Annotated in this window: 21 protein-coding genes, 1 tRNA gene and 1 pseudogene; 10 read left to right on the top strand and 13 right to left on the bottom strand. The window is 63.4% G+C overall.

What is annotated here, in order from left to right:
- Window positions 1-186 precede the first annotated feature (186 nt).
- Window positions 187-729, top strand: a complete 543-nt coding sequence (locus tag AC0KVN_RS24800) for a recombinase family protein (protein ID WP_435568765.1) — start codon at window positions 187-189, stop codon at window positions 727-729.
- Between the two features lie 40 nt (window positions 730-769).
- Window positions 770-1,243 (top strand): excalibur calcium-binding domain-containing protein, encoded by a 474-nt coding sequence (locus tag AC0KVN_RS24795; protein ID WP_483656453.1) that lies wholly within the window; start codon window positions 770-772, stop codon window positions 1,241-1,243.
- 390 nt (window positions 1,244-1,633) lie between these two features.
- On the opposite strand, the gene AC0KVN_RS24790 is transcribed toward AC0KVN_RS24795, so the two are convergent.
- From AC0KVN_RS24790 to AC0KVN_RS24775, 4 genes and pseudogenes are all read right to left on the bottom strand, one after another.
- Window positions 1,634-2,578: a hypothetical protein gene (locus tag AC0KVN_RS24790; protein WP_435568767.1), complete on the bottom strand. Its 945-nt coding sequence runs from the start codon at window positions 2,576-2,578 to the stop codon at window positions 1,634-1,636.
- Between the two features lie 141 nt (window positions 2,579-2,719).
- The gene (locus AC0KVN_RS24785) at window positions 2,720-3,994 is read right to left on the bottom strand and encodes a tyrosine-type recombinase/integrase (RefSeq protein ID WP_435568793.1); all 1,275 of its coding nucleotides are present in this window, start codon (window positions 3,992-3,994) and stop codon (window positions 2,720-2,722) included.
- Between the two features lie 18 nt (window positions 3,995-4,012).
- A pseudogene (locus AC0KVN_RS24780) lies at window positions 4,013-4,237 on the bottom strand (DUF6538 domain-containing protein); the annotation flags it as partial.
- Window positions 4,238-4,311: 74 nt separating this feature from the next.
- Window positions 4,312-4,385: transfer RNA gene (locus AC0KVN_RS24775), tRNA-Gly, on the bottom strand.
- 113 nt (window positions 4,386-4,498) lie between these two features.
- Between AC0KVN_RS24775 and AC0KVN_RS24770 the strand changes: the two genes are divergently transcribed.
- From AC0KVN_RS24770 to AC0KVN_RS24755, 4 genes are all read left to right on the top strand, one after another.
- Window positions 4,499-5,488 (top strand): LysR family transcriptional regulator, encoded by a 990-nt coding sequence (locus AC0KVN_RS24770; protein WP_185704250.1) that lies wholly within the window; start codon window positions 4,499-4,501, stop codon window positions 5,486-5,488.
- A 200-nt stretch (window positions 5,489-5,688) separates the two neighbouring features.
- Window positions 5,689-7,854, top strand: a complete 2,166-nt coding sequence (locus AC0KVN_RS24765; protein ID WP_435568768.1) for a TonB-dependent receptor — start codon at window positions 5,689-5,691, stop codon at window positions 7,852-7,854.
- A 164-nt stretch (window positions 7,855-8,018) separates the two neighbouring features.
- Window positions 8,019-9,137, top strand: coding sequence for a DUF47 family protein (locus tag AC0KVN_RS24760; protein WP_010338330.1), 1,119 nt, complete (start codon window positions 8,019-8,021; stop codon window positions 9,135-9,137).
- 15 nt (window positions 9,138-9,152) lie between these two features.
- Window positions 9,153-10,154 (top strand): inorganic phosphate transporter, encoded by a 1,002-nt coding sequence (locus AC0KVN_RS24755; RefSeq protein ID WP_004208257.1) that lies wholly within the window; start codon window positions 9,153-9,155, stop codon window positions 10,152-10,154.
- Window positions 10,155-10,285: 131 nt separating this feature from the next.
- On the opposite strand, the gene AC0KVN_RS24750 is transcribed toward AC0KVN_RS24755, so the two are convergent.
- On the bottom strand, window positions 10,286-10,459 hold the full coding sequence (locus tag AC0KVN_RS24750) for a hypothetical protein (RefSeq protein WP_017500419.1): 174 nt from the start codon (window positions 10,457-10,459) through the stop codon (window positions 10,286-10,288).
- 140 nt (window positions 10,460-10,599) lie between these two features.
- Between AC0KVN_RS24750 and AC0KVN_RS24745 the strand changes: the two genes are divergently transcribed.
- Window positions 10,600-12,015: a helix-turn-helix domain-containing protein gene (locus tag AC0KVN_RS24745; protein ID WP_435568769.1), complete on the top strand. Its 1,416-nt coding sequence runs from the start codon at window positions 10,600-10,602 to the stop codon at window positions 12,013-12,015.
- Between the two features lie 90 nt (window positions 12,016-12,105).
- Here AC0KVN_RS24745 and AC0KVN_RS24740 read toward each other — a convergent pair whose 3' ends face one another.
- The 3 genes from AC0KVN_RS24740 to AC0KVN_RS24730 form a co-directional block, all read right to left on the bottom strand.
- Entirely contained in the window at window positions 12,106-13,785 is a 1,680-nt protein-coding gene (locus tag AC0KVN_RS24740; protein ID WP_435568770.1) for a hypothetical protein, read from the bottom strand.
- Between the two features lie 215 nt (window positions 13,786-14,000).
- Entirely contained in the window at window positions 14,001-16,409 is a 2,409-nt protein-coding gene (locus AC0KVN_RS24735) for a TonB-dependent receptor (protein WP_483656452.1), read from the bottom strand.
- Between the two features lie 383 nt (window positions 16,410-16,792).
- Complete coding sequence (locus AC0KVN_RS24730) at window positions 16,793-17,626, bottom strand: cold-shock protein (RefSeq protein WP_097384332.1); 834 nt, start codon at window positions 17,624-17,626, stop codon at window positions 16,793-16,795.
- A 234-nt stretch (window positions 17,627-17,860) separates the two neighbouring features.
- Between AC0KVN_RS24730 and AC0KVN_RS24725 the strand changes: the two genes are divergently transcribed.
- The 3 genes from AC0KVN_RS24725 to AC0KVN_RS24715 are packed head-to-tail and all read left to right on the top strand — an operon-like array spanning window position 17,861 to window position 19,704.
- On the top strand, window positions 17,861-18,478 hold the full coding sequence (locus tag AC0KVN_RS24725) for a ribonuclease D (protein ID WP_435568772.1): 618 nt from the start codon (window positions 17,861-17,863) through the stop codon (window positions 18,476-18,478).
- Between the two features lie 21 nt (window positions 18,479-18,499).
- Window positions 18,500-19,147 (top strand): hypothetical protein, encoded by a 648-nt coding sequence (locus AC0KVN_RS24720; RefSeq protein ID WP_004208264.1) that lies wholly within the window; start codon window positions 18,500-18,502, stop codon window positions 19,145-19,147.
- On the top strand, window positions 19,147-19,704 hold the full coding sequence (locus AC0KVN_RS24715) for an LptA/OstA family protein (RefSeq protein WP_004208265.1): 558 nt from the start codon (window positions 19,147-19,149) through the stop codon (window positions 19,702-19,704). Before AC0KVN_RS24720 ends, AC0KVN_RS24715 begins: the two co-directional genes overlap by 1 nt.
- A gap of 538 nt (window positions 19,705-20,242) precedes the next feature.
- On the opposite strand, the gene AC0KVN_RS24710 is transcribed toward AC0KVN_RS24715, so the two are convergent.
- From AC0KVN_RS24710 to AC0KVN_RS24690, 5 genes are all read right to left on the bottom strand, one after another.
- A complete protein-coding gene (locus tag AC0KVN_RS24710; RefSeq protein WP_435568773.1) occupies window positions 20,243-21,097 on the bottom strand; it encodes a hypothetical protein in 855 nt (284 codons plus the stop codon).
- A gap of 104 nt (window positions 21,098-21,201) precedes the next feature.
- Window positions 21,202-21,795 (bottom strand): histidine phosphatase family protein, encoded by a 594-nt coding sequence (locus tag AC0KVN_RS24705; protein WP_435568774.1) that lies wholly within the window; start codon window positions 21,793-21,795, stop codon window positions 21,202-21,204.
- On the bottom strand, window positions 21,792-22,592 hold the full coding sequence (gene kdsB / locus AC0KVN_RS24700; protein WP_435568794.1) for a 3-deoxy-manno-octulosonate cytidylyltransferase: 801 nt from the start codon (window positions 22,590-22,592) through the stop codon (window positions 21,792-21,794). Before kdsB ends, AC0KVN_RS24705 begins: the two co-directional genes overlap by 4 nt.
- A gap of 8 nt (window positions 22,593-22,600) precedes the next feature.
- Window positions 22,601-23,608: a KpsF/GutQ family sugar-phosphate isomerase gene (locus AC0KVN_RS24695; protein ID WP_037507643.1), complete on the bottom strand. Its 1,008-nt coding sequence runs from the start codon at window positions 23,606-23,608 to the stop codon at window positions 22,601-22,603.
- 298 nt (window positions 23,609-23,906) lie between these two features.
- The gene (locus tag AC0KVN_RS24690; protein ID WP_097385717.1) at window positions 23,907-24,905 is read right to left on the bottom strand and encodes an NAD-dependent epimerase/dehydratase family protein; all 999 of its coding nucleotides are present in this window, start codon (window positions 24,903-24,905) and stop codon (window positions 23,907-23,909) included.
- Between the last annotated feature and the right edge of the window lie 91 nt (window positions 24,906-24,996).

The raw sequence follows: 24,996 nt of genomic DNA, 5'->3' as shown, positions 1-24,996 counted from the left end.
AGGATAACGAGACCCGGTTCGATCCGTGGATATCCTTCACCCTCTACGCGACACATTATGTGTCCCGCCAGGGTAAACCCGCACGGGAACCCGCGTGAGACAGATGACGCGTCTCAACAGTATCGATGTCCGAAATTCGAGACATGTGATAGAGCAGCCCTAGGATCAAACGAGACATGAGGCGCCATGCTGGTCGGTTACGCAAGAGTCAGTTCGAATAGCCAATCGCTCGACCTCCAGGAGGAGGCACTGACCGCCGCCGGGTGCGAGAAAATCTTCGCCGAGAAGATGTCCGGGCGCTCAACCACCGACCGTGATCAACTTGCCCTTGCCCTCGATTTCGTCCGTGAGGGCGATACCCTGGTCGTCACTCGCCTGGATCGTCTTGCGAGGAGCGTCGGTGATCTTCACCAGATCATCGAGAAGCTGACCGCGAAGGGGGTGGCATTCCGATGCCTGAACCAATCCGGCGTCGATACCGACACGAGCATGGGCCGTCTGCTCATCGGTGTCTTGAGTGCGGTCGCGGCCTTCGAAGCCGATATCCGGCATGAGAGACAGATGGAGGGTGTGGCGAAGGCCAAGGCTGCGGGGAAATACAAGGGGCGGCCGCCATCGATCGACCCAGCCAAGATCAAGGAACTCAAGGACGCCGGTATGGGCGCGGCCGCGATCGCCAGGAAGATGGGGATCGGCAGGGCCAGCGTCTATCGTGCCCTCGCCGCCTAAAGGGAACGATTGATTCACCGGCGAGAGATATCGTCGCACAATGTCGTTCAAGAAGCCCTTTCGCGCGGCGCCGGTCAGACCAGGCCCACACTATCAGGCAAAGCGGAAACGCCGGGATGACCTGGCGACCGTCAAGCTCCTGGGGGGCGCCGTCGGCTTCGGCCTGGTCGCCGCCTTGGCTATGCATGCACTCGATCGAGCAGAAAGTTCATCCGCAGAAACCAGCCCGATCGACGCCCCTCATCTCCTCGCCTCGACTGGCGCAGATCAGTTGCCCCAGTATGACCGGGGGACCAGCGCGGCCGATCTCGACGCACAACAACCATCCGCAGGTCTAGCAGCGAACCGACCTGCCCGGACCACTGCCCCCGTTCAAGCCTCCTGGTCTTATCCCAACTGCCGAGCGGCACGCGCAGCGGGTGCCGCGCCGCTTTACGCTGGGCAACCTGGCTATGGCGAGCACATGGACGGGGACCACGACGGCATCGCCTGCGAACCCTATCGCGGCCGATGAAATAGCAATGCCGTTGACGCCCCGATCGCGTCGGGCAACGATCCCACCCATGCCTCGCCATGTTCATGATGAAATCGCCGATCGACCAGGCTCAGGCCCGATCCCCGCTACCCGCTACCCGCTCCAGCCTCGTCCAAGTAACTGAAAATAAACGAAAAAGGTCACAAAAAGGCCTTCCCGAGCACGTGTGTCACACGCAGGTGTCACACAATACAGTAACGAAATCTGCGGCAACCATCTCGAATCACTCGGGAAATCGTCGATCAGGCTGTAGCACACGACCGTCACACAAACGCGATGTCCCTGGACTTTGGCAGCGTGGCGGGGTCGCGGCCTCCATCGACTTCTTCCCCTAATGAACCAGCCTACCTGGTCCAGTCGCGATGTTATTTAAGCACCCTCATCGTAAACCTTCATGAGATAATAGACGCTTGGGACATACTCCCCTTCATTATCAAGAATAGATGTCACCAACACATCCGCCTTAACGCTTTCGCGAGTGAACAGGTGTTCCGGGCTTATTGTCGGCGCAAGATGAAGAGGCTTCCGATCTGGGGATACCTCTTCGACAGTTGCAGCCCAATCTTTTGGCCTTGTCTTATCATGTCTTTGGAACACAACTGTAACGTTGTCATACTCCACCGATTCAACAGGTGATTGATATTGAGCAAGCTCCACTTCGCTTGGAATGGCATCGATTGCCTCCTGCCTTATAGCTTCCCCGTTAGGAAGACTTATCGCTTTGGCCTTGTGGCGCTTGGCGGGAGCAAGAAAATCCATCGCCACCTTACCCACCGTAACTTGCCGTTTCCCAAGGGTGTCGTTGAGCGCATCAGCAAGCTGATCCTCATTAATGGAGGCTCGCGCCGCCGCTTCTGAAAGCAAACGTTTCCGCTCTGCGGCAATTACAGCCTGCTTCGCTTCAAGGCGCTTTAGATCGAAATCATCTTTAAACTTTTTCAACCGTTTCACGACCCGCTCTGCTCCCCACATCGCCACTAGCAACATGATAAGAGAGACAAAACTGTCATAACTATCCGGCACATCGTAGCCGAACAATGATTTCATGAGATCGGCAGGCATATCTTCAGTCAACCCCGGCGAAAGAGCCGCAACGACGATACCCTCCAGCCTATGCCGTAATGGGCTATTTTGCGAGATTTCCCGAACGGTGATTTCCGCCCGTTCAATATCCAATTCTGGAAAGCAGGTTTCAAGAACGCGGAGCGATTCCTTGAACAGCTTTTCTTGCGCGGTAAGCGATTTGGCCACCTCCGTGACAGTCGCTCGCCCTTCAAATTCATATGTAACTTCATGCGGAACACGGAAGTCCATTCGAATCCCCCTGATTTCTCAGAGAATATTACGCATCCGTTGGCAATCGTGTCAAAGGACCATCGCAGCAGCAATTTTCAAATCTTCCCGTTGTGGCGCGGTCATAAATCGGGTGATTGATTCACCCGTGGAATGAAATGCTCACCGAGGCTCGAGATGAGACAAATCCAGACCAGGATACTCGATCAGGCGGATAGCTTCGAGTAGGATCGCAGGATGGTAACCCTGTCCGTATTGATCAGCAGCGTCACTCTGCCCTCCTGAAGTCCATCCGCCTAAAGCGAGCACGATATCACGATCGATTCTGGCATTACGGGCGGCATCGCGAAAGCCATGTCGGAAAGAGTGAAAGCAGGTCGTTCTCGTTTCCGCTTTGGCACGTGTAAGGAAACGTGCGAACCATCGAGAGAATGCGATTGACCGGAAGCCGAGCGCTCCAGCGGGAATATCGTCAAATAACTTCTCGGAATTCGTCGCACGTTTCCGCCGAACGAACGCCATGAAACCTAACTCAAGAAGCGCGGGATGCAACGGAATGCGGCGAGCACTCGACTTGTTTTTTAACGACTTCCCTGAGTTTCCACTCTCACTCTCTGCTGAAATTACAAGGCAGTGAATGCCATCGATCGTCTGTATGTCCGCAACATCCGCCTGACATAATTCGTTCAGGCGGGCACCAGTGAATAAACCAAGTAAGGGAATCCAAAACTTGGCCCCGCCTAGTCGCAACGGCCCTGGCGTGGCATACCCTCGCCCCTCGTCTTTGCAGCCTACAAACACCGGCGCACTGAAGATACGCCGCAATTGCTCACTGCTAAATGGTCTCCGCCGATCTTGGGTGGGCGCATTCTCTGCCCAACGGATACCCTTCGCAGGGTTTCTCTCAATGAACTCCTCCGTTAGCGCCCAGTTCATTGCGGCAGCGAAGCGAGCCATATAGGCGTTCACATTAGTCACATTGATCGTGCGGATTGATCTGTCTGCCTTCGCTCGCTCTGCGGCCTCGCGCATCGAAAGTCCTTCGAAAAATTTCCCACAGTTGACAGGCAACCACCGCAGAATTTCCAGAAGATCGCGGCATTGCTCCCTGGTGATACGATCTATGGGCGTGTCGGCACCTAACACTTCAAGCGCCAGCCTTCGGGTGGTCTCGTGCGCGAGATGCGTCCTTTTGCTCCTCTTTTTCGTCGGATCGTTGAGATACTTTTCGTAGACTTGGGCCAACGTGACCTGACGCCGCGTTCCCGCGATATTCTCCACTGCTCCCGCCTCACGCTTCGGCGGCTCGACGATAGCAGGCTCAGGCGCAGTCCTTAACGCTTGCGCCCCTCCACCCGTTTCCACCAGTCGGGCGTCATAGGGCAAGCCCAGCCCTCTCCTGGCCGCTTCAAATGCCATCTCAAATTCATAGGCCACCTTCCTGCTCAGTCGGATTGCCAATGATCTGCTGTCTGTTTGCAATGAGCGATTGAGATGCGTTCGACCAACGACATCCCGAAGTTCAGCGGGGACACGGACCCGGAACTGGAAGACCCCGCCACGCTGCCAAAGTCCAGGGACATCGCGTTTGTGTGACGGTCGTGTGCTACAGCCTGATCGACGATTTCCCGAGTGATTCGAGATGGTTGCCGCAGATTTCGTTACTGTATTGTGTGACACCTGCGTGTGACACACGTGCTCGGGAAGGCCTTTTTGTGACCTTTTTCGTTTATTTTCAGTTACTTGGACGAGGCTGGAGCGGGTAGCGGGGATCGAACCCGCATCACAAGCTTGGAAGGCTAGTGCTCTACCATTGAGCTATACCCGCCCGTCAGGTGACGCGCCCTGCCATCATTCACCGGGGCTCGTCAACAGCGCATTGATGGTAAATGCGTGACAACGCCTCTTAACCCGGCCTCGTCTTTGTTCTATCGCTCGGCCATGACCAACCCGTCCCTGCGCCAACTCGACATTTTCGCGCAGATGGTGGCCGCGGGCAGCCTGACGCGCTGTGCCCAGGCGCTGGGCGTTTCATCCGCCGTGATCGAGCGCGACATGGCGTCGCTGGAAATGCGGCTGGGCTATCGTTTGTTCGACGATATTCGCGGCGCGGCGCGGCTGACCCCGGCGGGCCGGCGCACGGCGCAGGCGATGACCCTGCTGGCACAGGACGATCCCGAGGATTGGGCCGAGGAAGCCACGCCCGCCCCCACCCCGCAACCTGATCCATCGCCGGCCCCGCCGCCTGCACTGCCGGAATTGCTGCTGGATGCGGATGCGCAATTGCCGTCGCTGCCGGCCGCGCCGCCGCCCGCCAATCGCGCCATCATCCTGGCGACGCCGGCGCCGGTGTTCGGCCATTTCCAGGATGCTCTGACCGCGTTCGAGGCGGCCAATGACGATATCGCCATCACCCTGGACCTGAGCGTCCAGTCGGCGGTCGAGGCGGCGCGAGCGATCGAATCGCTGCGCGCCGACATCGCCTATTTCTATGCGCTGGAGGAACCGGCCGGCCTGCCGTCGCGCTATGGCTGGTCGGAACAGGTCAATCTCTATGCCGGGGCGGACCATCCGCTGGCGCGCGCGGGCAGCGTGTCGCGCGGCGACCTGACCATCACGCCGCAACTGGCGGTCGATCCACGCAACGGGCTGCGCCCGATCATCGATGCGGCGCTGGCGCGCGGCGGCGCCCGGCTGGGCCCGGTGATGCTGGAAACCGACAATATGTTCGACATCATCACCGCCCTGCGCGAAGGCGCTGGATGTTTCGCCGCCTTTGGCCCGATGGCGCGCGACCTGGGACGGATGAGCGGCATTCGCCGGCTGGCGCTGGACGTGCCATTGCCCGCGATCGAGGTGCGCCAGACCGTCAACGAACGATCGCTGTCGCGCCCCGGCGTGCAGGCGCTGGCGGATTTCCTCTTCCTCTGACCAGCAGATGATGGCGGAATTGCACTGCTGATCCGTCTTGGCGGCGGGCAATATGCTGCGCGCCATGCAGTGCAAAAATGCAACAGTTGGTGATGAATGCGGCAGAAACGGCCTTCATTTCGCCGATCGTATATTGATACGATGTATCATGACAGATACGCGGAGGCCGACCCACATATTCTGCAAGGATAAAAAGCCTGATGCTTCGTTCCCCGTCGCTGCGCGCCGGCTGTGCCCTCACGGCCCTTTGCCTGGCATGGCCCGCCGCCGCCCAGACCGCAGCCCCCGCCGATGCCCAGGCCGATGGCAGCTATCATGACCCGCGCAGCGACATCGTCGTCACCGCCCTGATCCCCCGCAGCCAGGGCGACATTTTGTCCGGCACCTCGATCGTCACCGGCGAGGAACTGACCCGCAGCCTGCGCCCGACCATCGGCGAGACGCTGGCGCGCCAGCCTGGCGTGTCGGCCACCTCCTTTGGCCCCAACGCATCGCGCCCGATCCTGCGCGGCTTCCAGGGCGAGCGCGTGCGCATCCTGACCGACGGCATCGGCAGCTTCGATGTGTCCAACACCTCGGTCGACCATGCGGTCGCGATCAACCCGCTGACCGCCGACCGGATCGAGGTGCTGCGCGGCCCGTCCGCCCTGCTCTATGGATCGTCGGCGATCGGCGGCGTGGTCAATGTGATCGACAGCCGCATCCCGCGCCGCGTGCCGGACGAGGCGATCCATATCGACGCGATCGGTACCTATGGCAGCGCCGCCAACGAACGCAGCGGTTCGGGCGAGATCGAGGTGCCGCTGACCGAGAATTTCGTCGTCCATGTCGATGGCAGCTACAGCAAGACCGACAATCTGCGCACCGGCGGCTATATCCTGTCCAAGGCGATGCGCGAGATCGCCGCCGCCTCCGACGAGGAGGAAATCCAGGACAATGCGCGGCTGAAGGGCAAGCTGGCCAATACCGCGGCGGAAGTGTGGGAAGTGGCCGGCGGCTTCGCCTATATCGGCGATGGCGGCAATCTGGGCATGTCGATCTCGCACAGCGAGAACACCTATGGCGTGCCGTCGCGTCTGGAGGTGGAAGAGGAGCATGACCATGATCACGAACATGACCACGATCATGAGGAAGAGGGCCACAGCCACGAGAATGTGACGCTGGCGATGAAGCAGACCCGCGCCGACCTGCGCGGCGAGGTCGCGGTGAATGGCGGCTTCCTAGACAGCATCCGCCTGCGCGCGGGCTGGGCCGATTACCAGCATCAGGAAATCGAACCGTCGGGCGAGGTCGGCACCACCTTCAAGAACCAGTCGATGGAAAGCCGGCTGGAATTCGTCCAGGCCGACCGCAACGGCTGGCAGGGCGCATCGGGCGCGCAATTCTTCACCCGTCGTTTCCAGGCCGATGGCGAAGAGAAGTTCCTGCCCAAGAACCAGACCGACCAGTTCGGCCTGTTCACGCTGCAGTCGCTGGACCTGGGCGACACGCGCCTGGAAGCGGGCGCGCGCTATGAACATACCAAGCTGCAGTCGGACCCGGATGCCGACCTGTTTGCCGAGGCCAGCCAGCGCAGCTTCAACGCCCTGTCCGGATCGCTGGGCATCAGCCAGGCGATCACCCCCGGCTGGCGCGTGGGCCTGAACCTGTCGCGCAGTGAGCGTGCGCCGTCAGCCGAGGAACTGTTCGCACGTGGCAATCATGCCGGTACCCAGGCGTTCGAGCTGGGCAATCCCGATTTCGGCAAGGAAAAGAGCTGGGGCGTGGAAGGCACGCTGCGCGGATCGGGCAATGGCTACAGCTTCAGCCTGGCCGCCTATCACAACTGGTTCAGCGGCTTCATCTATGAAAGCGTGGTCGACGACAGCGTCTGCCAGGCGGCCAATGGCGGGGCCGAGATGGAATTCCCCTGCTATGCCTATGCCCAGGCCGATGCGCGCTATTATGGCTTCGAAGCCGAAGCGTCGGTGAAGCTGGCACAGGTCGGCAGCTATGCGATCAACATCGACGGCGTCGCCGACTATGTTCGCGCCACGATCAAGGGCAATGGCCCGGCGCCGCGCATTCCCCCGCTCCGCCTGCTGGGCGGGATCGAGGCGCAGGGCGCACGACTGAGCGCCCGCGCCGAGCTGGAACATGTGTTCGAGCAGGATCGGGTGACCGATTTCGAGACGCCGACCGATGGCTTCACCATGGTCAACGCATCGATCTCGTTCAAGCCGCTGGCCGGCAATGATCGCACCACGCTGATGCTGTCGGCCAACAACATCTTCGACGTGGAAGCCCGGCGCCATGCCAGCTTCCTGAAGGATTTCGCCCCGCTCGCCGGGCGCGACATCCGCCTGACGGCGCGCATCTCGATCTGATCCGCCTCCCGGCCTCGCCCAGCGGGGCGCCGGTCGCTCCCTTCGCCTGCCCCTCTGGGCGAAGGGAGCGATTGCAAAAAATGACATTTTCGTTACATAGCGCCGATGGAACGCGCTGCGGCAGAGCATGAGGATTCGGGCAGGTCGCCCGTAAGCCGCCGATAATGCGCCAGATTGCCGCTCTTCCCTATACCAGCGACCCGATCGACGGGTCGATGCAGATCCTGCTGATCACGTCACGCGACACCGGGCGCTGGGTGATTCCCAAGGGCAATCGCATCAAGGGGCTGGCCGGCCATCGTGCCGCGGAAGTGGAGGCGTTCGAGGAAGCGGGCATCCATGGCATCGCCTGTCCCGCGCCGATCGGCCGATACAGCTATGACAAGCGCAAGCGCAGCGGCAAGTCGCGCGAGGCGAATGTCGAGGTTTTTCCGCTTGCCGTGACCGGCCATCTGACGCAATGGCCCGAAAAAGGGCAGCGCGAGCTGCGCTGGTTTTCCGTCGCCGAAGCCGCAAAGGCCGTCGACGAACCCGAACTGCAATCGATCATCGCGGCTTTCCGCGAACCGCCCGCCGATCCGGGCTGGTTCCTCCGGTTGCTGCTGTCGATCCGCGAGAAGCAAAGTGAAAGGACTGGAATGCTGCGCTGGTTTCACGCGCTGATGCCCAAGCAGGGGCGTTTCTTCGAGCAATTCGAAGACCATGCCGCGACCCTGGTCGCCGGCGCCGACGCCCTGGCCAAGCTGCTCAAGGGCGGCCCGGACATGGACGCGCATATCAAGGAGATTTCGGACCGCGAGCATGAGGCGGACGACATCATCCGCGAAGTGCTGCAGGACGTCCGCCGCATCTTCGTCACCCCGTTCGACCGCAGTGCCATCACCGGCCTGATCGGCGTGATGGACGACGCGATCGACCAGATGAACCAGACCGCCAAGGCGATCGCGCTCTATGAGGTCAAGGATTTCGCGCCGCAGATGCAGGACATGAGCGCGCTGATCGTCGAATGCGCGCGGATCACGGCGGAGGCGATGCCGCTGCTGCGCTCGCTCAACATCAATTCGGCGCGCCTGCACGAGCTGACCGAGCGGCTGGTCAAGCTGGAAGGCCATGCCGACATATTGCATGAGGCGGGCCTGAAGGCCCTCTACAGCCAAGCCCGCGCCGGCAACCCGATGGACTTCATCGTCGGCAACGAAATCTACAGCCATCTGGAAAAGGTGACGGACCGGTTCGAGGACGTCGCCAACGAGATTTCCGGCCTGGTCATCGACCACGCCTGACAGGCCTGACCGGATATGGAAGCCCATCTCGCCTTCCCGCTGCTGATCGCGCTGATCGGCGTTGCGCTGCTGTTCGATTTTCTGAACGGCCTGCACGACGCCGCCAACTCGATCGCGACCATCGTGTCGACGCGGGTGCTGAAACCCCAATATGCGGTCGCCTGGGCCGCCTTCTTCAACTTCATCGCCTTCCTCTTCTTTGGCCTGCATGTCGCCGAAACGGTGGGCAAGGGCATCGTCAGCGCCGACATCATTGATGCGTCGGTGATCTTCGGCGCACTGATGGGGGCGATCGCCTGGAACCTGATCACCTGGGGCCTGGGGATCCCATCCTCCTCCAGCCATGCGCTGGTCGGCGGCCTGCTGGGCGCGGGAACGGCCAAGTCCGGCCTGTCGGCGATCGTGTGGAGCGGCGTGTTCAAGACCAGCGCGGCGATCGTGATCTCGCCTGCCGTCGGCCTGTTCCTGGCGCTGATGCTGGTGCTGGCGATCAGCTGGATCTTCCGCAAGTTCACGCCGCAGGGCGCGGACCGGGTGTTCCGCAAGCTGCAGCTGGTGTCCGCCTCGCTCTATTCGCTGGGCCATGGCGGCAATGACGCGCAGAAGACGATGGGCATCATCGCGGTACTGCTCTATTCACAGGGGCTGCTGACCGGCGGCTTCCATGTGCCGATGTGGGTGGTGCTGAGCTGCCAGGCGGCGATGGGCCTGGGCACGTTGCTGGGCGGCTGGAAGATCGTCCACACCATGGGATCGAAGATCACCCGCCTGACCCCGGCGCAGGGCTTCTGCGCGGAAACGGGCGGCGCGATCACCCTGTTCATGGCCACCCATCTGGGCGTGCCGGTATCGACCACCCACACCATCACCGGCGCCATCGTCGGCGTGGGCGCGTCCCGCCGGCTGTCGGCGGTGCGCTGGAACGTCGCGTCGAGCATCATCGTCGCCTGGGTCGTGACCCTGCCGGCGGCGGCCGCGATCGGCGCGCTGTTTTATGGCCTGACGCGTTTGTTCTGAGTCTTTTGCCCGCTCACGCGGGATGCGGCACCGGCCCGCGCCCCCACCCGACCTCCCACAGTATATCCTGGATGGGAGGCCGGGTGGGGGCGCGGGCCGGTGCCGTTTGCTTCAGCTAGGCTGAAGCCAGATCACGCCACGCGGCCGAGGCGGTGGTAGAGATTGGCATATTTGACCGATTCCGGCTGGTCCTGAACCTCGCGCAGATAATGGGCGATGGCGGTGCGGATCAGGCCGAAATCCTCCTGGCTGAAGACCGCGCGCGAACGGGCGGGCTGGGGCGCTTCCATCGTATCGGTCGTCATCTTCCTGTCCTTCCTGCCTTGTGGCTGTGCTGGTTGATGACAGCGATATTGACAGGTCGAGGGCAAAGCGGAAGGGCGATGAATGGCCGCAAGTCACGCCGCGACTTGTTCATATTGTCAAATCATGACAATATGACCTTATGGCAGATGTGACCGACCGGAAGCTCTATCTCGGCCCCAAGCTGCGGGTGCTGCGCCGCGAACTGGGGCTGAACCAGACGCGCATGGCCGAGGAACTGGGCGTGTCGCCCAGCTATCTCAACCATCTGGAGCGCAACCAGCGGCCGCTGACGGCGCAGATGCTGCTGCGGCTCGCCAATACCTATGACATCGACATTCGCGACTTCACCGCCAGCAGCCAGGATGGCGCAGCGAGCGACCTGGCCGAGATATTGTCCGACGCGCTGGTGCGCGACATCGGCATCGCGCGCGACGAAGTGCTGGAGGTGGCGGAAAATTATCCCGGCGTCAGCGAGGCGATCGGCCGCTTCTACCGCGCGCTGGCCGACCTGCGCCGCCTGCCCGAGCAGATGCAGGCGAGCGGGCGCGGCGCCGCCCCTGCCCCGCTGGTCGCGCCGGTCGACTGGTGGCGCGAGACGGTGGCCAAGGCCGGCAATCATTTCGCCGAAATCGACGCCGCGGCCGAAGGGATCGCCGCGGAATTGGAGGAAGATCCCGCGCTGTTGCAGGCCGGGCTGCGCGCGCGCCTGAAGGAACGGCACGGCATGGCGGTGCAGATGGTGCGCGCCGATGTGCTGGCCGGGACGGTGCGCCATTATGACATGCACCGGCGGCGGCTGATGTTGAGCGAGCGACTGCCGGCATCGGGGCGACTGTTCGCCATGGCCTATCAGCTCTGCGCACAGGAGATGGCGGACTTGATCGCGGCGCAGGTGACGCGCACGGCGCCGCCGGACGAGGACAGTCGGCGGCTCGCCATCATTGCGCTGACCAACTATGCCGCCGCGGCGCTCATCATGCCCTATGACCGGTTCCGCCAGGCAGCGGAGGCAAGCCGGCATGATCTTCCCCTGCTGCGCGCGCGCTTCGGCGTGTCGACCGAGCAGCTGGCCCACCGGCTGACCAGCCTCAACCGCACCGGCGCGCGCGGCATCCCCTTCTTCATGGTGCGGATCGACCGGGCCGGAATCGTGTCCAAGCGCTTCGATGGCGAGGCCTATCCCTTTGCCCGTTATGGCGGCACCTGTCCGCGCTGGGACGTGCATGCGGCCGACGCGCCCGACATCGTGCTGCCGCAACTGATCGAGACGCTGGACGAGCGGCGCTTCCTCACGCTGGCGATCGCCCTGCCCCGCGGCGATGGCGCGCGCGGGCGGCAGGTGATTGCGCTGGGATGCGAGGCGAAACATGCCGGGCGGATCATCCATGCCGATGGCATCGATACCGAGCGCGACGATGCGGTGACGGTGGGGCCGACCTGTCATCTGTGCGAGCGGCGCGACTGCCCGGACCGGGCACTGCCGCCGGTGACGCGCGCGCTGGACCTGCACAGCTATGAGCGGACCGCCAGCCCCTTCCCGTTCCGGCGGGTATGATAGGCGCTCCGCCCCGCCCCCGTCACTGAGAGGGGGCCCCGACCGTCGCCGGGATGAAGGGGGCGGAAACGGAGCGCCTGCCGCCAACCCTCAGGCTGCTACGGGTCTGGGTTGGGGCGATCGGGCGGAGCGGTTCTTCACGCGGCGCATCGGCAGGTTGCGGCAATGGCGCTTGAAATAGACGATCTCCAGCAGGGTCGGCCAGATTTCGAGTGAGGAGCGGATCAGCCCGACCTCGTCATCGACCATGCGGCTGACATTCTGCTGGAAGAAATCCGGCTCGAAATCATAGAAGGTGCGTGACAGGCCGGCGGCAAAATGGCCCAGCGCATCGCCCCGCTCGGTCGTGCGCGCGTCGGCCATGCTCTTGAGCACCCGGTCATGCAAAGCGCGGGCGCTGTCCAATATCTCCTCGCTGTCCTGAAGGCTGACCGCGCCGTCATAGTCGAAGGCGATCGACCATTCGTCGGTGCGCTTGAGGCTGGTGCGGATCTTGCGCTTGAGCAGGCCGCAGATCGCCTCGTTGAACACCTCCGACGCCAATGGATTGCGCATATAGCTGTTCTTGATGTGGGTCTGGGCGGAATCGACATGGGCCGAGACCATGTTCGACTGCTGAATCCAGAGGCGATAGATATAGTCCTCGAACCGCAAGCGCGTCGGGAAGAAGGGCGGCAGGCCGGTGCGATTGTCATAGCCCGCAACGCCGCAATCCATCCGCCAGTTGAGATTGGTGAGGCAGGGGCGGAAATTGACCAGCACATAGGTGTCGTTGAGCCGTTCGGCATCGACCTCGTCCGGATCGTCGAGGAACATGTCGACGAAATCGACCGCGTCGATGTCGTTGGTTCCGGTGCGGAAGGTCTGCGCCATCTTCACCACCGCCGATCGGGGCAACCGCCCTTCCTGCAGGGTCAGGCTGTTTTCCCGCGCGAAGCCGAGCGAATTGTTGGATTCCAGGTCCATGGCGCTGTCGATCACCAGTTCGCCCTGGTCGTAATTGGCCGGTGCGTCGGCCACCGTCTTGCCCAATATGTCGCGGAAGGACTGGAGAATGTCGTAGGATTTGCGGCAATGGCCATTAGCGCCGCGCGGGATGGTCTTGCCCCGGCTGATCTCCCGTTCGCCCAGCGTTTCCGGACTGTCCTCGATCAGGGCATAGGGGCGCATGTCATCGTCGGCGCTGACCATCAGGTCGCCCAGCGTATACATCAGGGTGAAGTTGCGATTGCCGCCATAGCTGGGGCGGAAAAGATTGCGGACCAGCACGTCGAGCTTGCGGTCGCGCAGCCGCTTGCAGATGTAGGAGACGAACTGCTCCTTTTCGGCGGGGCCGACATACCAGAGGTCGTTGACCGTCCTGGTCGCCTCCAGCGCGCCGAAATATTTGTCATGATTGGCGACCGAGGAATCATCGAAGACGATGATCGGCGCGGTCTGGCCACTACGGGCGAAATTCTCGTCATAGGCCTCGACGGTCGCACCGACGTCGCGCAGGCGATAGGTCGGGATCAGGGGATCGTAATGGCCGTCGCGCTGCGCCTGGCGCCGGTCGAGGTCACGGCGCCAGCCGTCACGCAGGCGCACGCCCTGGCAGAGCAGCAATATACCGAGGCTGGCGAAGCTGAAACTGGCAAGGGCCAGCGCCATTTCGAGCGGCGCCGATGCCGGGCCGTCCAGGGTCAGGGCGCGATGCAGCAGCGAACTGCCGGCCGCCGCGCCGACGAGCAGCAGGCCAAGGCCGCGCCAGGCGAGGTCGCGCCGGGTCATGATGCCCGGCTCCGTTGCCATGCCGGAGGAGCCGGGGCGGCGCGCGGCCGGATCGACAGGCGTCCGGTGAGCCGTGGCCGATCGCTGCGCCGCCCGGCATCGGCAGAGGCGGCAGGAGGAGGTCGGTGGGTCATGGGACAAGGGACTTAATGGCCCCCGTCGGTCAAATTCCAGCCGACCTCAGCGCATCTTCCATAGTATTTGCATAGGGATGATCAACGGCCGCCCAGCAGGCCGCTCTTCACCGTCAGTTGCAGCATCACCGCGCGCGGGGCGCCGAGCGAACCCAATATGTCGCCTTCGCGCACGGCGTTGGTGCCGGTGCCAGCCGCGCTCGCGCCCACCACCGATCCGCCAACGATGATCAGCTTGTTGGTGAGGTTGCGGCCGATCAGCGACAATTCCCAGGGCTTGCCGGCGCCGCCATTGATCGAAAGGGCGGCATTGAGCTGGATATAATCATCCTGCTGTGTCTTGGGGTTGCCCTCCGTCTGGGTGACATAGGCACTGCTATAGTTGAAATCGACCGTCAGCGATCCGCCCAGCCGGTCGGCGAAGCTGTGGTCATAGGTGAAACCGCCGGTGATCGCGATTTCGGGCGCGCGGAACAGGCGTTGGCCGGTCTGATCCTGATTCTGATAGGGATTGGCCGCCGTGCCCCAGGTCGATTGCGGCAGATTGGGGTTGAGCGGATTGAGATTGCAACCCTGGGCGATCGACTGGCCCGCATAGCAGCCGCCGATGAAATCGGTGTAGCGGGCGTTGTTGTAGGCGATCGCCGTGTTGAACGTCAGGCCCGCGAGCGTGCGCGGCCGGATGGTAAGGCTGAGCTCCGCACCCTTGATCTCCGCCCCGCCCGCATTCTGGGTCAGTTGGGTAAAGGAGGCATTGTCGTAGCGCGACAGCTGGAGCCCGCTATATTTATAATAATAGCCGACCAGATCGTAGAGGATCTGGCGATCGGCGACATAGCCCTTGGTGCCGATCTCGCCACCCTTGGCCGTCATCTGGTCATAGGACAGGTCGATCGCGGCGCGGCTCTGGTCCGCATCGGTGCGCAGCCGCGTCGGCACGGTGTTGAAGCCGCCCGAGGTGAAGCCCTCGCGATAGGCGGCATAGACGGTGCGGTCGCTGTCGGGGCGCCAGGTGAGCGTCACATCGGGCGAGAAATCGGTATAATTCTGCTTGGGGCCGAGAATCTGGATCGGGCTGCCGAGCGAGGTGCCGGTCAGCGACTTGTCCTCCCAGCTATAGCGGCCGCCGACGGCCAGTTCGAGCGGATCGGCGATCTTGTAGCGCAGTTGGCCGAAGACCGAGGTCGCCTTGGTATGGACGTCATAATAGGTCGATCCGACCACGAAGGGCGTGCCGAAATTGGTGGTGAAGGCCTGACGCGTGAGGAAATGGGCGTCCTGGAAGAAGCCGCCGACGAGGAAGTTCAATGGCCCGTCATAGTCGGACGCGAGGCGCAGTTCCTGGCTGAAGCCCTTGGCGGTGATGTCGTTCGACGCGCCGAAATAGGGATTGTTGGAAAAGGTGAAGCTGTCGACCGAACGTTCGCGCAGGCGATAATAGCCCGTGACCGATGACAGGGTGTAGGCGTCGCCCAGATCCTGGTCGATGCTGAGCGAGGCGAGGAACTGCTTCGACTTCATGAAGGGCACCCCGTCGCCATAGCTGGGATCGCTGGCCGCAGTCGCCGGCGCGAGGATGGCGTCGTAGAAATTGCGGTTCAGCGTGCAGTCGGTCGAGCCATAGCGGCTGACGCCGGCGGGGCAGTAGATGATCTGGCTGAGGCCGGTGGGGCCGACGCCGTCCCGTTCGCGCTGGCCATAATTGACCTTCGCCTTGATCCGGGTCGATCCGCCCGCATCATAGGCGAGCGTGCCGCGGACGAAGACATCTTCGGAATTGAGGCTGTCGGCGCCGCGCCCCGGCGTGATGCCGGCGATCGGCGCGGCCACGTTGCGGAACCAGCCATCCTCCTTGGAATAATAGCCGACGACGCGGGCGGCGAGGCCGTCGGTCAGCGGCACCGAGGCACTGGCCTCGACAAAGCGCTGGTCGGCCATGAATTCATAGCCGGTGCGCAGCTTCGCCTCGAAATCCTTGCCCGGATCCTGGGAGATGAGCGAGACGATGCCGCCCGGACTATTCTTGCCATAGAAGAGCGCCTGCGGCCCCTTGAGCACCTCGACCCGGCCAAGGTCGATCTGGCCAAGGCGGATGGCATTGCCATAGCTGATCGGCACGCCGTCGAAATTCAGGGTCACGGCGGTTTCGGTCGAAGGGTTGGAGATGCCGGCACCGATGCCGCGCAGGTTGATCGAGCCGCCGACCTGATTCTGCGATTCGGCGATGACCAGCTGCGGCACCTGCTGGCTGATCGCCTGGAAGCTGGTGGTGGCATAGCGTTCGATCTGGTCGGTCGAGAGGGCCGAGACGGCAACCGGCACGTCGATCAGCCGCTCGTCACGCTTGCGGGCGGTGACGATGATCTCCCCTGCGCCGGCGTCAGCCTGGGGCGCGGGTGCGGCGCTATCCTGCGCCTGCGCGGTTGCGAGCATCAGGGCCGGGCCGGCAGCGACAGTCGCCAGCAGACGGCCGATCAGGGCCTGCTTCATATCATCCTCCCATCGGGTCAGGCCTTTTCGACAATGCCGCAAGGCTCATTCCATTCGGGACGATTATGATCCTAGGCTAATGGTCAGGCAAATTCGCCAAATTGATCGAACTGGCCAATAATTATCAGTAAAATATGCAGATCAACATGTTGATCAATTGCGCATAAGCGGCGAATTTACGGCATTTTTGATATGAATATCATCGCACACTTCCGTCGATATTCACGATCCATGCACCGCATCACGGCGCATCGCTTTGACGATATATGGAGATCCGCCGGCTGATCCGGATGTACGGCAGAAACGAAAAAGGGGCCGCCGGGCAGGCGACCCCCTTCGATATTCCTGTCACGTCGCCCGTACGGCGAACGGGCGACGGCCGATCAGTCGGCCTTGGACTGGAGATTGACAGCCGCGTACTTGCCGCGACGATCGACTTCCAGTTCGAAGTCCAGACGGTCACCCTCGTTCAGGGCGCCCATGCCGGCGCGTTCGACAGCGCTGATGTGGACGAAAGCGTCCGGCTGGCCGTCATCACGCTGGATGAAGCCGAAGCCCTTCATGGCGTTGAAGAACTTGACCGTGCCGCTGGCGCGTTCGCCGGTCAGCTGACGCTGCGGGCCACGCTCTGCACCACCGAAACCACCGGCGCGGGGCTCGCGCGGTTCACGCGGCGGCGCACGATCGGTCACGGGGAGCGGTTCGCCGTCGATGACCAGATCGGTCGCCGACACCTTGCCACCACGATCCACCAGGGTGAAGCCGAGCGGCTGACCTTCGGCCAGACCGGTCAGGCCGGCCTGCTCGACCGCGCTGATGTGAACGAACACGTCTTCGCCGCCATCGTCACGAACGATGAAGCCGAAACCCTTCTGGCCGTTGAAGAACTTGACGACACCCTTGCCTTCGCCAACGACCTGGGCCGGCATGCCGCGACCACCGCCGCCGCCGCCACCAAAGCCGCCACCGCCGCCGCCGAAGCCACCGCGGCCACCGCCGCCGAAACCGCCGCCGCCGCCGAAGCCACCGCGATCACCACCGCCGAAGCCACCACGACCACGATCACCACCGCCGAAGCCGCCACCGAAGCCGCCGCGGTCACCAAAGCCACCGCCGCCGAAGCCGCCGCCGCTGCCCTGGTCGTAGAAATTGTCGTCGCCGAAACCGTCGCGCTTGTCCTTGCCGCGCCCGCCGCGGCGCCCTCTGTCAAAACTCATGCCCTGTTAGTCACTTTCGCTTCGCCCCAAGACACATTGGACAAACATGTCGGGCGAATGACATGCACAATCCACCGCAAAGTCGCGGTTTGGGAATCACTATATCAAGTTTTCCGGGCAGCGCGAATGATTTCGCATATCGGGCAAAAAGAGCGCCCGCAGCGCCGATTTACAGGCCCTATCTGCCAAAGCCTTGATTGCGATATGGCCCGTTTCGCCATAGAGGGAAAAGTCATGACCGTCCATTTCCATGAAGAAGATCTGCCCGAAGGCGTCCTTGCCCCCGGCCCGGTCGCCGTCGATACCGAAACCATGGGGCTCATCACCCCGCGCGATCGCCTGTGCGTCGTCCAGATCAGCGACGGCAAGGGCGATGAGCATCTGGTCCGCTTCAACCCCGGCAGCGATTATGCCGCGCCGAACCTGAAGGCGGTGCTGGCCGATCCGGAGCGGATCAAGATCTATCATTTCGGCCGATTCGATATCGCCGCGATCCAGCATTATCTGGGCGTGGTGGCAGCTCCCGTCTATTGCACCAAGATCGCGTCGAAGCTGGTGCGCACCTATACCGACCGCCACGGCCTGAAGGAGCTGGTCCGCGAACTGCTGGGCCAGGACATCAGCAAGCAGCAGCAGTCGAGCGACTGGGGCGGCCCGAACCTGTCCGACGCGCAGAAGGATTATGCCGCGTCCGACGTGCGCTTCCTGCACCAGTTGAAGACCGAACTGGACAAGCGCCTGACCCGCGAAGGGCGGATGGAACTGGCTCAGGCCTGTTTCGACTTCCTGCCCCATCGCGCGGCGCTGGACCTGGCGGGCTGGCCCGAGAACGACATCTTCTCGCACATGTAAGCGACAGGGCGGCAGGCAGACATGTCCATCCAGGCCGAGCAACAGCGCAACGTCCGCCGCCATTGGGCCCGGCCGGGTGGCAGCCATGACAAGCTGGTGCGCCTGCTCAAAAATTATCTGCCGGTGGCGGTCGGCGTGCTGACCGCCCTGCTGGCCATGGCCCCTTTCACCGGCGGCGACAAGGTCAGCTTCGTGCTCGACAAGAACAAGGTCGAGGTGGCGAAGGAGCGGATGCGCGTGTCCGAGGCGCTGTATCGCGGGCAGGACAGCAAGGGCCAGCCCTTCTCGCTGCGGGCCGGTTCGGCCGTGCAGAAAAGCTCACGCGAGCCGATCGTCGACCTGAACGACATGGCCGCGCGCATCCTGCTGCCCGAAGGGCCGGCGGTACTGAACGCGCAGAAGGGCCGTTACGACATGGAGACCGAGCGAGTCGCGATCGTCGGCCCGGTCCAGTTCGAGGCGGCCGGCGGATATCGCCTGGTCACCCGCGACGTCGGCATCGATTTGCAGACGCGACGGATGAAGAGCGCGGGCCGGGTCGACGGGCGCATCCCGATCGGCACGTTCAGCGGCGACCATCTGGAAGCGGACATGAATGCACGCACGGTCACGCTCAACGGCCGGGCGACCTTGCGCATCGAACAAAATGGCCTCAAAGGGCAAAAGTGATGAAACGCACCCTCATCCTGCTGTCGACCGTTGCGCTGGGCGCGACCGGCCTCCTCTACGCCGGCGCCGATGCGCAGGTGTTCAAGAATCATGACAGCAATGCGCCGGTGAACTTCACCGCCGACCGGATCGAGGTGCAGGACCGCGCCGACCGGGTGGTGGTATCGGGCAATGTCGAAGTGACGCAGGCGGGCATGACGCTGAACGCGGCGCGCATGACCGTCGCCTACAAGCAGCAGCCCAATGGCGCGGCGAACACCGGCAATGGCGTCGAAATCCAGCGCATCGACGCGTCGGGCAATGTCGTCATCACCAAGGCCGACCAGACCGCGCGCGGCAATGTCGCCATCTATGACCTCAATGCCAAGCTGATCACCATGGTCGGCAATGTCTCGCTGACCCAGGGCGTCAACCGCCTGACCGGCGGACGGCTGGTGATGGACCTCAACAGCGGCCGCACCACGGTCGACGGCCGATCGACCGGCGGCGCCGGCACATCGACCAGCCCCAGCGGCCGCGTGTCGGGCACCTTCACGGTGCCGCAGCGCAAGAACTGATCCGGGGGCCGCGCAGGCCGGGCGACGCGTTTCAGACGGTCCAACGGCTGTCGATTTGCGTCATTGATGCCGGGCTTTGGCGGCTAACGACCAGAATCTGACGTTTCCTACTCCCCTCCCTTCCAGGGAGGGGTCGGGGGTGGGTGCGCCGCGTAGCGGCGGTCTACGGTCGATAGGGCAGAAGCTCGCTGCGCTCGCAACCCACCCCAACCCCTCCCTGGAAGGGAGGGGCTATGTCTTGTTTCCACCCAGGAGTGGACATTCCTCCCCGGAACGGGGAGGTGGCAGCGCGAAGTGCTGACGGAGGGGCAAGTGCCTATTAGTGCTGCGCTATCCGGCCTGTGCCCCTCCACCACTCGCTACGCGAGCGGTCCCCCTCCCCGGTACGGGGAGGAATGTCTACTTCCCACCCCTCCTGGCCATTTAGCTGGCATCGCGTCGCAGCCGCCCGATATCCGGGGTAGTCGCCCCATGGCTCCGGATGTTACTTGCTCCGCTCCAGGGGCGCTGACCTTCGGCTGCGTGACTGCGCAATCCGCTATTTCTTCGGGAACAGCAGGGTGAAGATCATGCGGATGCCCCATTCGGGGCCGCCGTCGGGCGAGACGGCATAATATTTGCCGCCAAGGCCCACCTGCACCGCCTGGTCGCCGACCTTGGTCAGTTGCGTGACGGTGAGATTGACCGGGATCAGCCAGTCCTTGCCCTTCCAGTCATAGGCGGCTTCGGCATTGATGCCATAGGTGGTGGCGTGGGACGTGGTGTGGCTGAAGAAGGGTTGCATGAAGCTGGCGCTGACGTCGGAACGGTCGTCCTTGCCGGCGATCGACCAGATATGGTTGCCGAGGAAACCGACCGTGTTCTGGCCCATCTGCTTGAGCAGCACGACGGTCGGGCCAGCGCCCCACTTGTCCCCGCCCAGATAGCGACCGGTTGCCGAGGGATAGAGGATGGCGGGGCCAACGCCCCAGATGATGCCCTTATTCTCCTTGGGCGAGAAGAAGAAGCTCTGGGTGATATCGCCAAGGCCGAAGGCATCCGTGCCCGGTCCCTGATAGCTATTCTGCGCGACAACCGGCACGATGGTGCGCACGATCATGTTCCAGTCCTTGCCGACGCTGATCGGCACCACCGGCTGGATGTTGAGCGTCGACTTGATGCCATCATCCCCGGCGCCGAAGTCGAGATTTTCCTGGAACGGCACGCTGATCAGCGAGGCGACCGGGTTGGACAATTGCAGCGCCAGATCCTGGTCGCTGCCGCCCGCCGGCGGTGGGCCGGAGGTGATGGCAGGCGCTGCCGGCGATCCCGCATCCTGCGCGATCGCCGGCAGCGGCGCCATGGCGACCAGGCCCGCGAGCCAGGCGATCTTGCGATGATATCCCGTCTGCATGGCCAAGCGCCTTCCCCTTTCGAACATTCTGCGCGGGGACAGAATGACCCGATCAAGAGCGGCGGCCAATCGCGGGCTTTGCGGAGATCGGCCGGGAATAATCCCTAGGGGCGCTCGTCCCAGCGCAGCAGCCGCACCTGGCCCGGCGCATCGACGACCAGTTCGCCAAAGGCCCCGGTACGCAGCTTGAGCTGGCCATGGGCGAGGCCCAGCGCCAGCAGGGCGAAGCGGGCGGCGCCGTTGCTGGTGACCAGCAATTCCGTCCCCTCCCCTTCAGCGGCGAACCAGGTGCGCCAGGCAGCGATGCGCGCAGGGGCGTCGACGGTCCAGCCATCGGGCACGATCCCGTCCCGGTCCCAGGCGGCGATCGCCGCTTCGCCAAGACGCGCCAAAACGGTCGCCTCCGGCTGCCCCTCGTCCGGGCCATGGTCGATCTCGTCGAGCCAGGGCAGGATGGCGTCAACCGGATGGTCGAGCGCGGCCGCGATCGGCGCCGCGGTCTGGCGCGCGCGCTGCAACGGGCCGCTGTAGAGGCGCACGGGCCCCAGCGACCGGGCCGCGAAATAGCTGGCGAGACGCTGCGCCTGGGCCATGCCGCTGTCGACCAGCGGAATGTCGGTGCCGGCCCCGACCCGGCGCGCATCGGCGCCAGAGGCGAAGGTGTTGCCGTGGCGGATGACGAAGATGCGCCGGCTCATGACAGGGCCGGCGTCGGGTCTCCATGGGCGGCAATCAGCGCCTCGACCCGCTGGATGTCGGCCTCGGTATCGATGCCGCTGCTGTCGAAAACAGGCGGATCGACCGGGACGGTCATGATATCGATGCCCAGTTCCAGCAGCCGCAACTGCTCCAGCCCTTCCAGATTTTCGAGCGCCGTGGGCGGCGATGCCTCGAACCGGGCGAGCGCATCATGGGCATAGCCATAAAGGCCGACATGGCGCCAGACGGGGGATATGGGACCGGCTGCGCGCAGCCTGTTCTCGTCGCGGATGGCGGGAATGATCGTCTTGGAGAACCAGAGCGCCCGGCCATCCGCACCGCGCGCGCAGGTCGTGCCGCTGAAGGGCGAGCGTTGCTTATGGTCGCGCAGCGCATCGAGCGCGGCCCAGTCGAGCCCGATCACCGGGGTCGCGACCTGCGCGCCGGCATCCAGCGCCTCGATCACCGCGCCCAGTGCCCCCTCGGGCTGGAAGGGCGAATCCCCCTGGAGATTGACGACGAAGTCGGGCTGGGTGGCCTGCGCGCGGGCAGCAGCGAGCGCGCGGCCGGAGCCGGTAGCGATCGCGCTGTCGGTCATCACCGCGTCGCAGCCGGCGGCCTGCGCATGGGCCGCAATCTCGTCATCATCGGTGGCGACGACCAGAGCCACGCCGGCGCGCACGCCGATCGCCGCGCGCGCCATGGCGATCGTGCGATGCAGCAGACTGCGCCCCGCAATGAGGCGCAGCGGCTTGCGCGGCAGGCGGGACGAACCTGCCCGCGCCGGAATGACCACCACTATGGTCAGGCGACCCCGGCGTGCAGCAGGTCATGCATGTGAAGCGCACCGACCAGATCGCCATCCTCGCACACGAACAGCAGGGTGATGTTGCGATCGTGCATGATGCGCAGCGCTTCCGACGCCAGTTCGTCGGGACCGATCGACTGCGGCGTCACGGTCATGAAACGGCCGACTGCATCGGTCAGATTCTGCTTGCCGGTCACGGCCCGGCGCAGATCGCCATCGGTGAAGGCGCCGATCAGCTGGCCACGCTGGTCGACGATGGCCGTGCCGCCAAGGCGCGCACGGGTCATCTCGATCGTGGCGTCGAGCAGCGAGGAATCCTCGCACACCCGCGGCACGTCGCTGCCCGCCGACATCAGTTCGCGCACCTTGACGAGTTGCGCCCCAAGACGGCCATTGGGGTGGAATTTGTAGAAATCGTCAGCCGAGAAGCCGCGCATTTCCATCAGCGACATCGCCAGTGCGTCACCAAAGGCCATCTGCAAGGTGGTCGAAGTGGTGGGCGCCAGCATATTGGGGCAGGCTTCGCGCACCGCCGGCATCAGCATGCAGACATCGGCAGCCTCGGCCACGGTGCTCTGCGCCTGCGCCGTCATCGCCAGCAGCGGGACGCCGAAGCGCTTGCAATAATGGATGATCGGCCCGAGTTCGGTGGATTCACCCGAATGAGACAGCATCAACACGACATCGTCCGGCGTCACCATGCCCAGATCGCCATGGCCGGCATCGGCCGGATGCAGGAACAGCGCCGGCGTGCCGGTGGAGGTGAGCGTCGCCGTCATCTTGCGCGCGACGATGCCGCTCTTGCCGATGCCGGTGACGATCACCCGTCCCCGGACATTGATGATGATACCGACGAGCCGCAGGAAGGCGGCGGAAAATTCCCGGTCGGAAAATTTGGCTTCGAGTGTATTGAGCCCCCTGGCTGCCAGGGCGAGACTGCTGCACGCCGTCTCCACAATATGCGCACCCGAGCCGAAAGGAACGATCTTCGAAACTGTCGACACGCTTCTTGCCCTTTTTTCCGCGTATCGCCGCCGACATGCTCCGGCTGACGCCCGCGGTGTCGATGCGCCTTGCCAGCGCAGCGTCCATCCCTTGTTCCGCGACCCCAGGCCGATTTTGCAATCAGCACCCTGCAACTGTCTACGCCGTTTCAGGCACTTATGGCAATCCATTTCGCAAGTGCGGCAAGGGGCACTGAAGTCGGAAGGCAGGGGGAATGGGGCAAAAATACAAGATGAAATGAGCTAAATTATCGACAAGCCGAGGAACTTTTCGACAGCTCGACATATGCCGCAACACTCACAGTCGATGATAGTCGCGATACCAGTTGACGAATCGGGGCACGCCCGACTCGATCCCGGTGGTAGGCGCAAAGCCGATATCCTGGGCGATCGCACTGATGTCGGCGAAGGTCGCCGGCACGTCGCCCGGCTGCATCGGCTGGAAGTCCAGCTGCGCCTTGCGCCCCACAGCCTCCTCCAGCACGGCGATCAGGTGCATCAGTTCCTCGGGCCGGTTATTGCCGATATTGTAGAGCCGATGCGGCGCCCGGCTGCCGCCCGCCTTGAGCGCGCCATCATCGCCCGGCGGGGAATCAAGGCAGCCGATCACCCCGGCGACGATATCGTCGATATAGGTGAAGTCGCGCTGCATCCGGCCATGGTTGAAGACCGGGATCGGTTCGCCGGCGAGGATCTTCTGGGTGAAGATCCACATCGCCATGTCGGGCCGGCCCCAGGGACCATAGACGGTGAAGAAGCGCAGCCCCGTCATCGGCACGCGGAACAGATGGGCATAGGTCTCGCTCATCAGCTCGTCCGCCCGCTTGGTCGCGGCATAGAGGGAAACCGGATGATCGGTGCGATCCTCGACCCGGAAGGGCAAGCTCTCGTTACCGCCATAGACGGACGAGGAAGAGGCATAGACCAGGTGACGCACCCGCCGTTCCCGCGCCAGTTCGAGCATGTTCACATGGCCGGCAAGGTTGGAGCGGACATAGGCATGGGGGTTGATCAACGAATAGCGCACGCCGGCCTGGGCGCCGAGATGGACGATCGCCTCGATCGGATGATCGGCGAGCAGCGCCTGAAGTGCCGGCATGTCGGCAAAGTCCAGTTCGGCGAAGGTGAACAGCTTGCCATGGCGCTGTTCGAGCGCCGCGATCCGGTCGCGCTTGAGCGAGACCTGATAATAGTCGTTGAGATTGTCGATGCCGATCACGGCGCGCCCATCGGCCAGCAGCCGGTCGGCCACCGCCATGCCGATGAAGCCGGCCGCGCCGGTTACCAGGATCGTCAAAGCGTCATCCTCCTTGATCGGGCCGACAGGCGCGTCGCCGCCAGAGCCATGGCGGTTCACAGACAATCCGACGCGCGATGTAAAGCCCTTT

It is taken from the genome of Sphingobium sp. SG1 (genome assembly GCF_057063145.1).
Note: the sequence above shows the minus strand (reverse complement) of the source record. Positions and strands in the feature narration are given on the sequence as shown.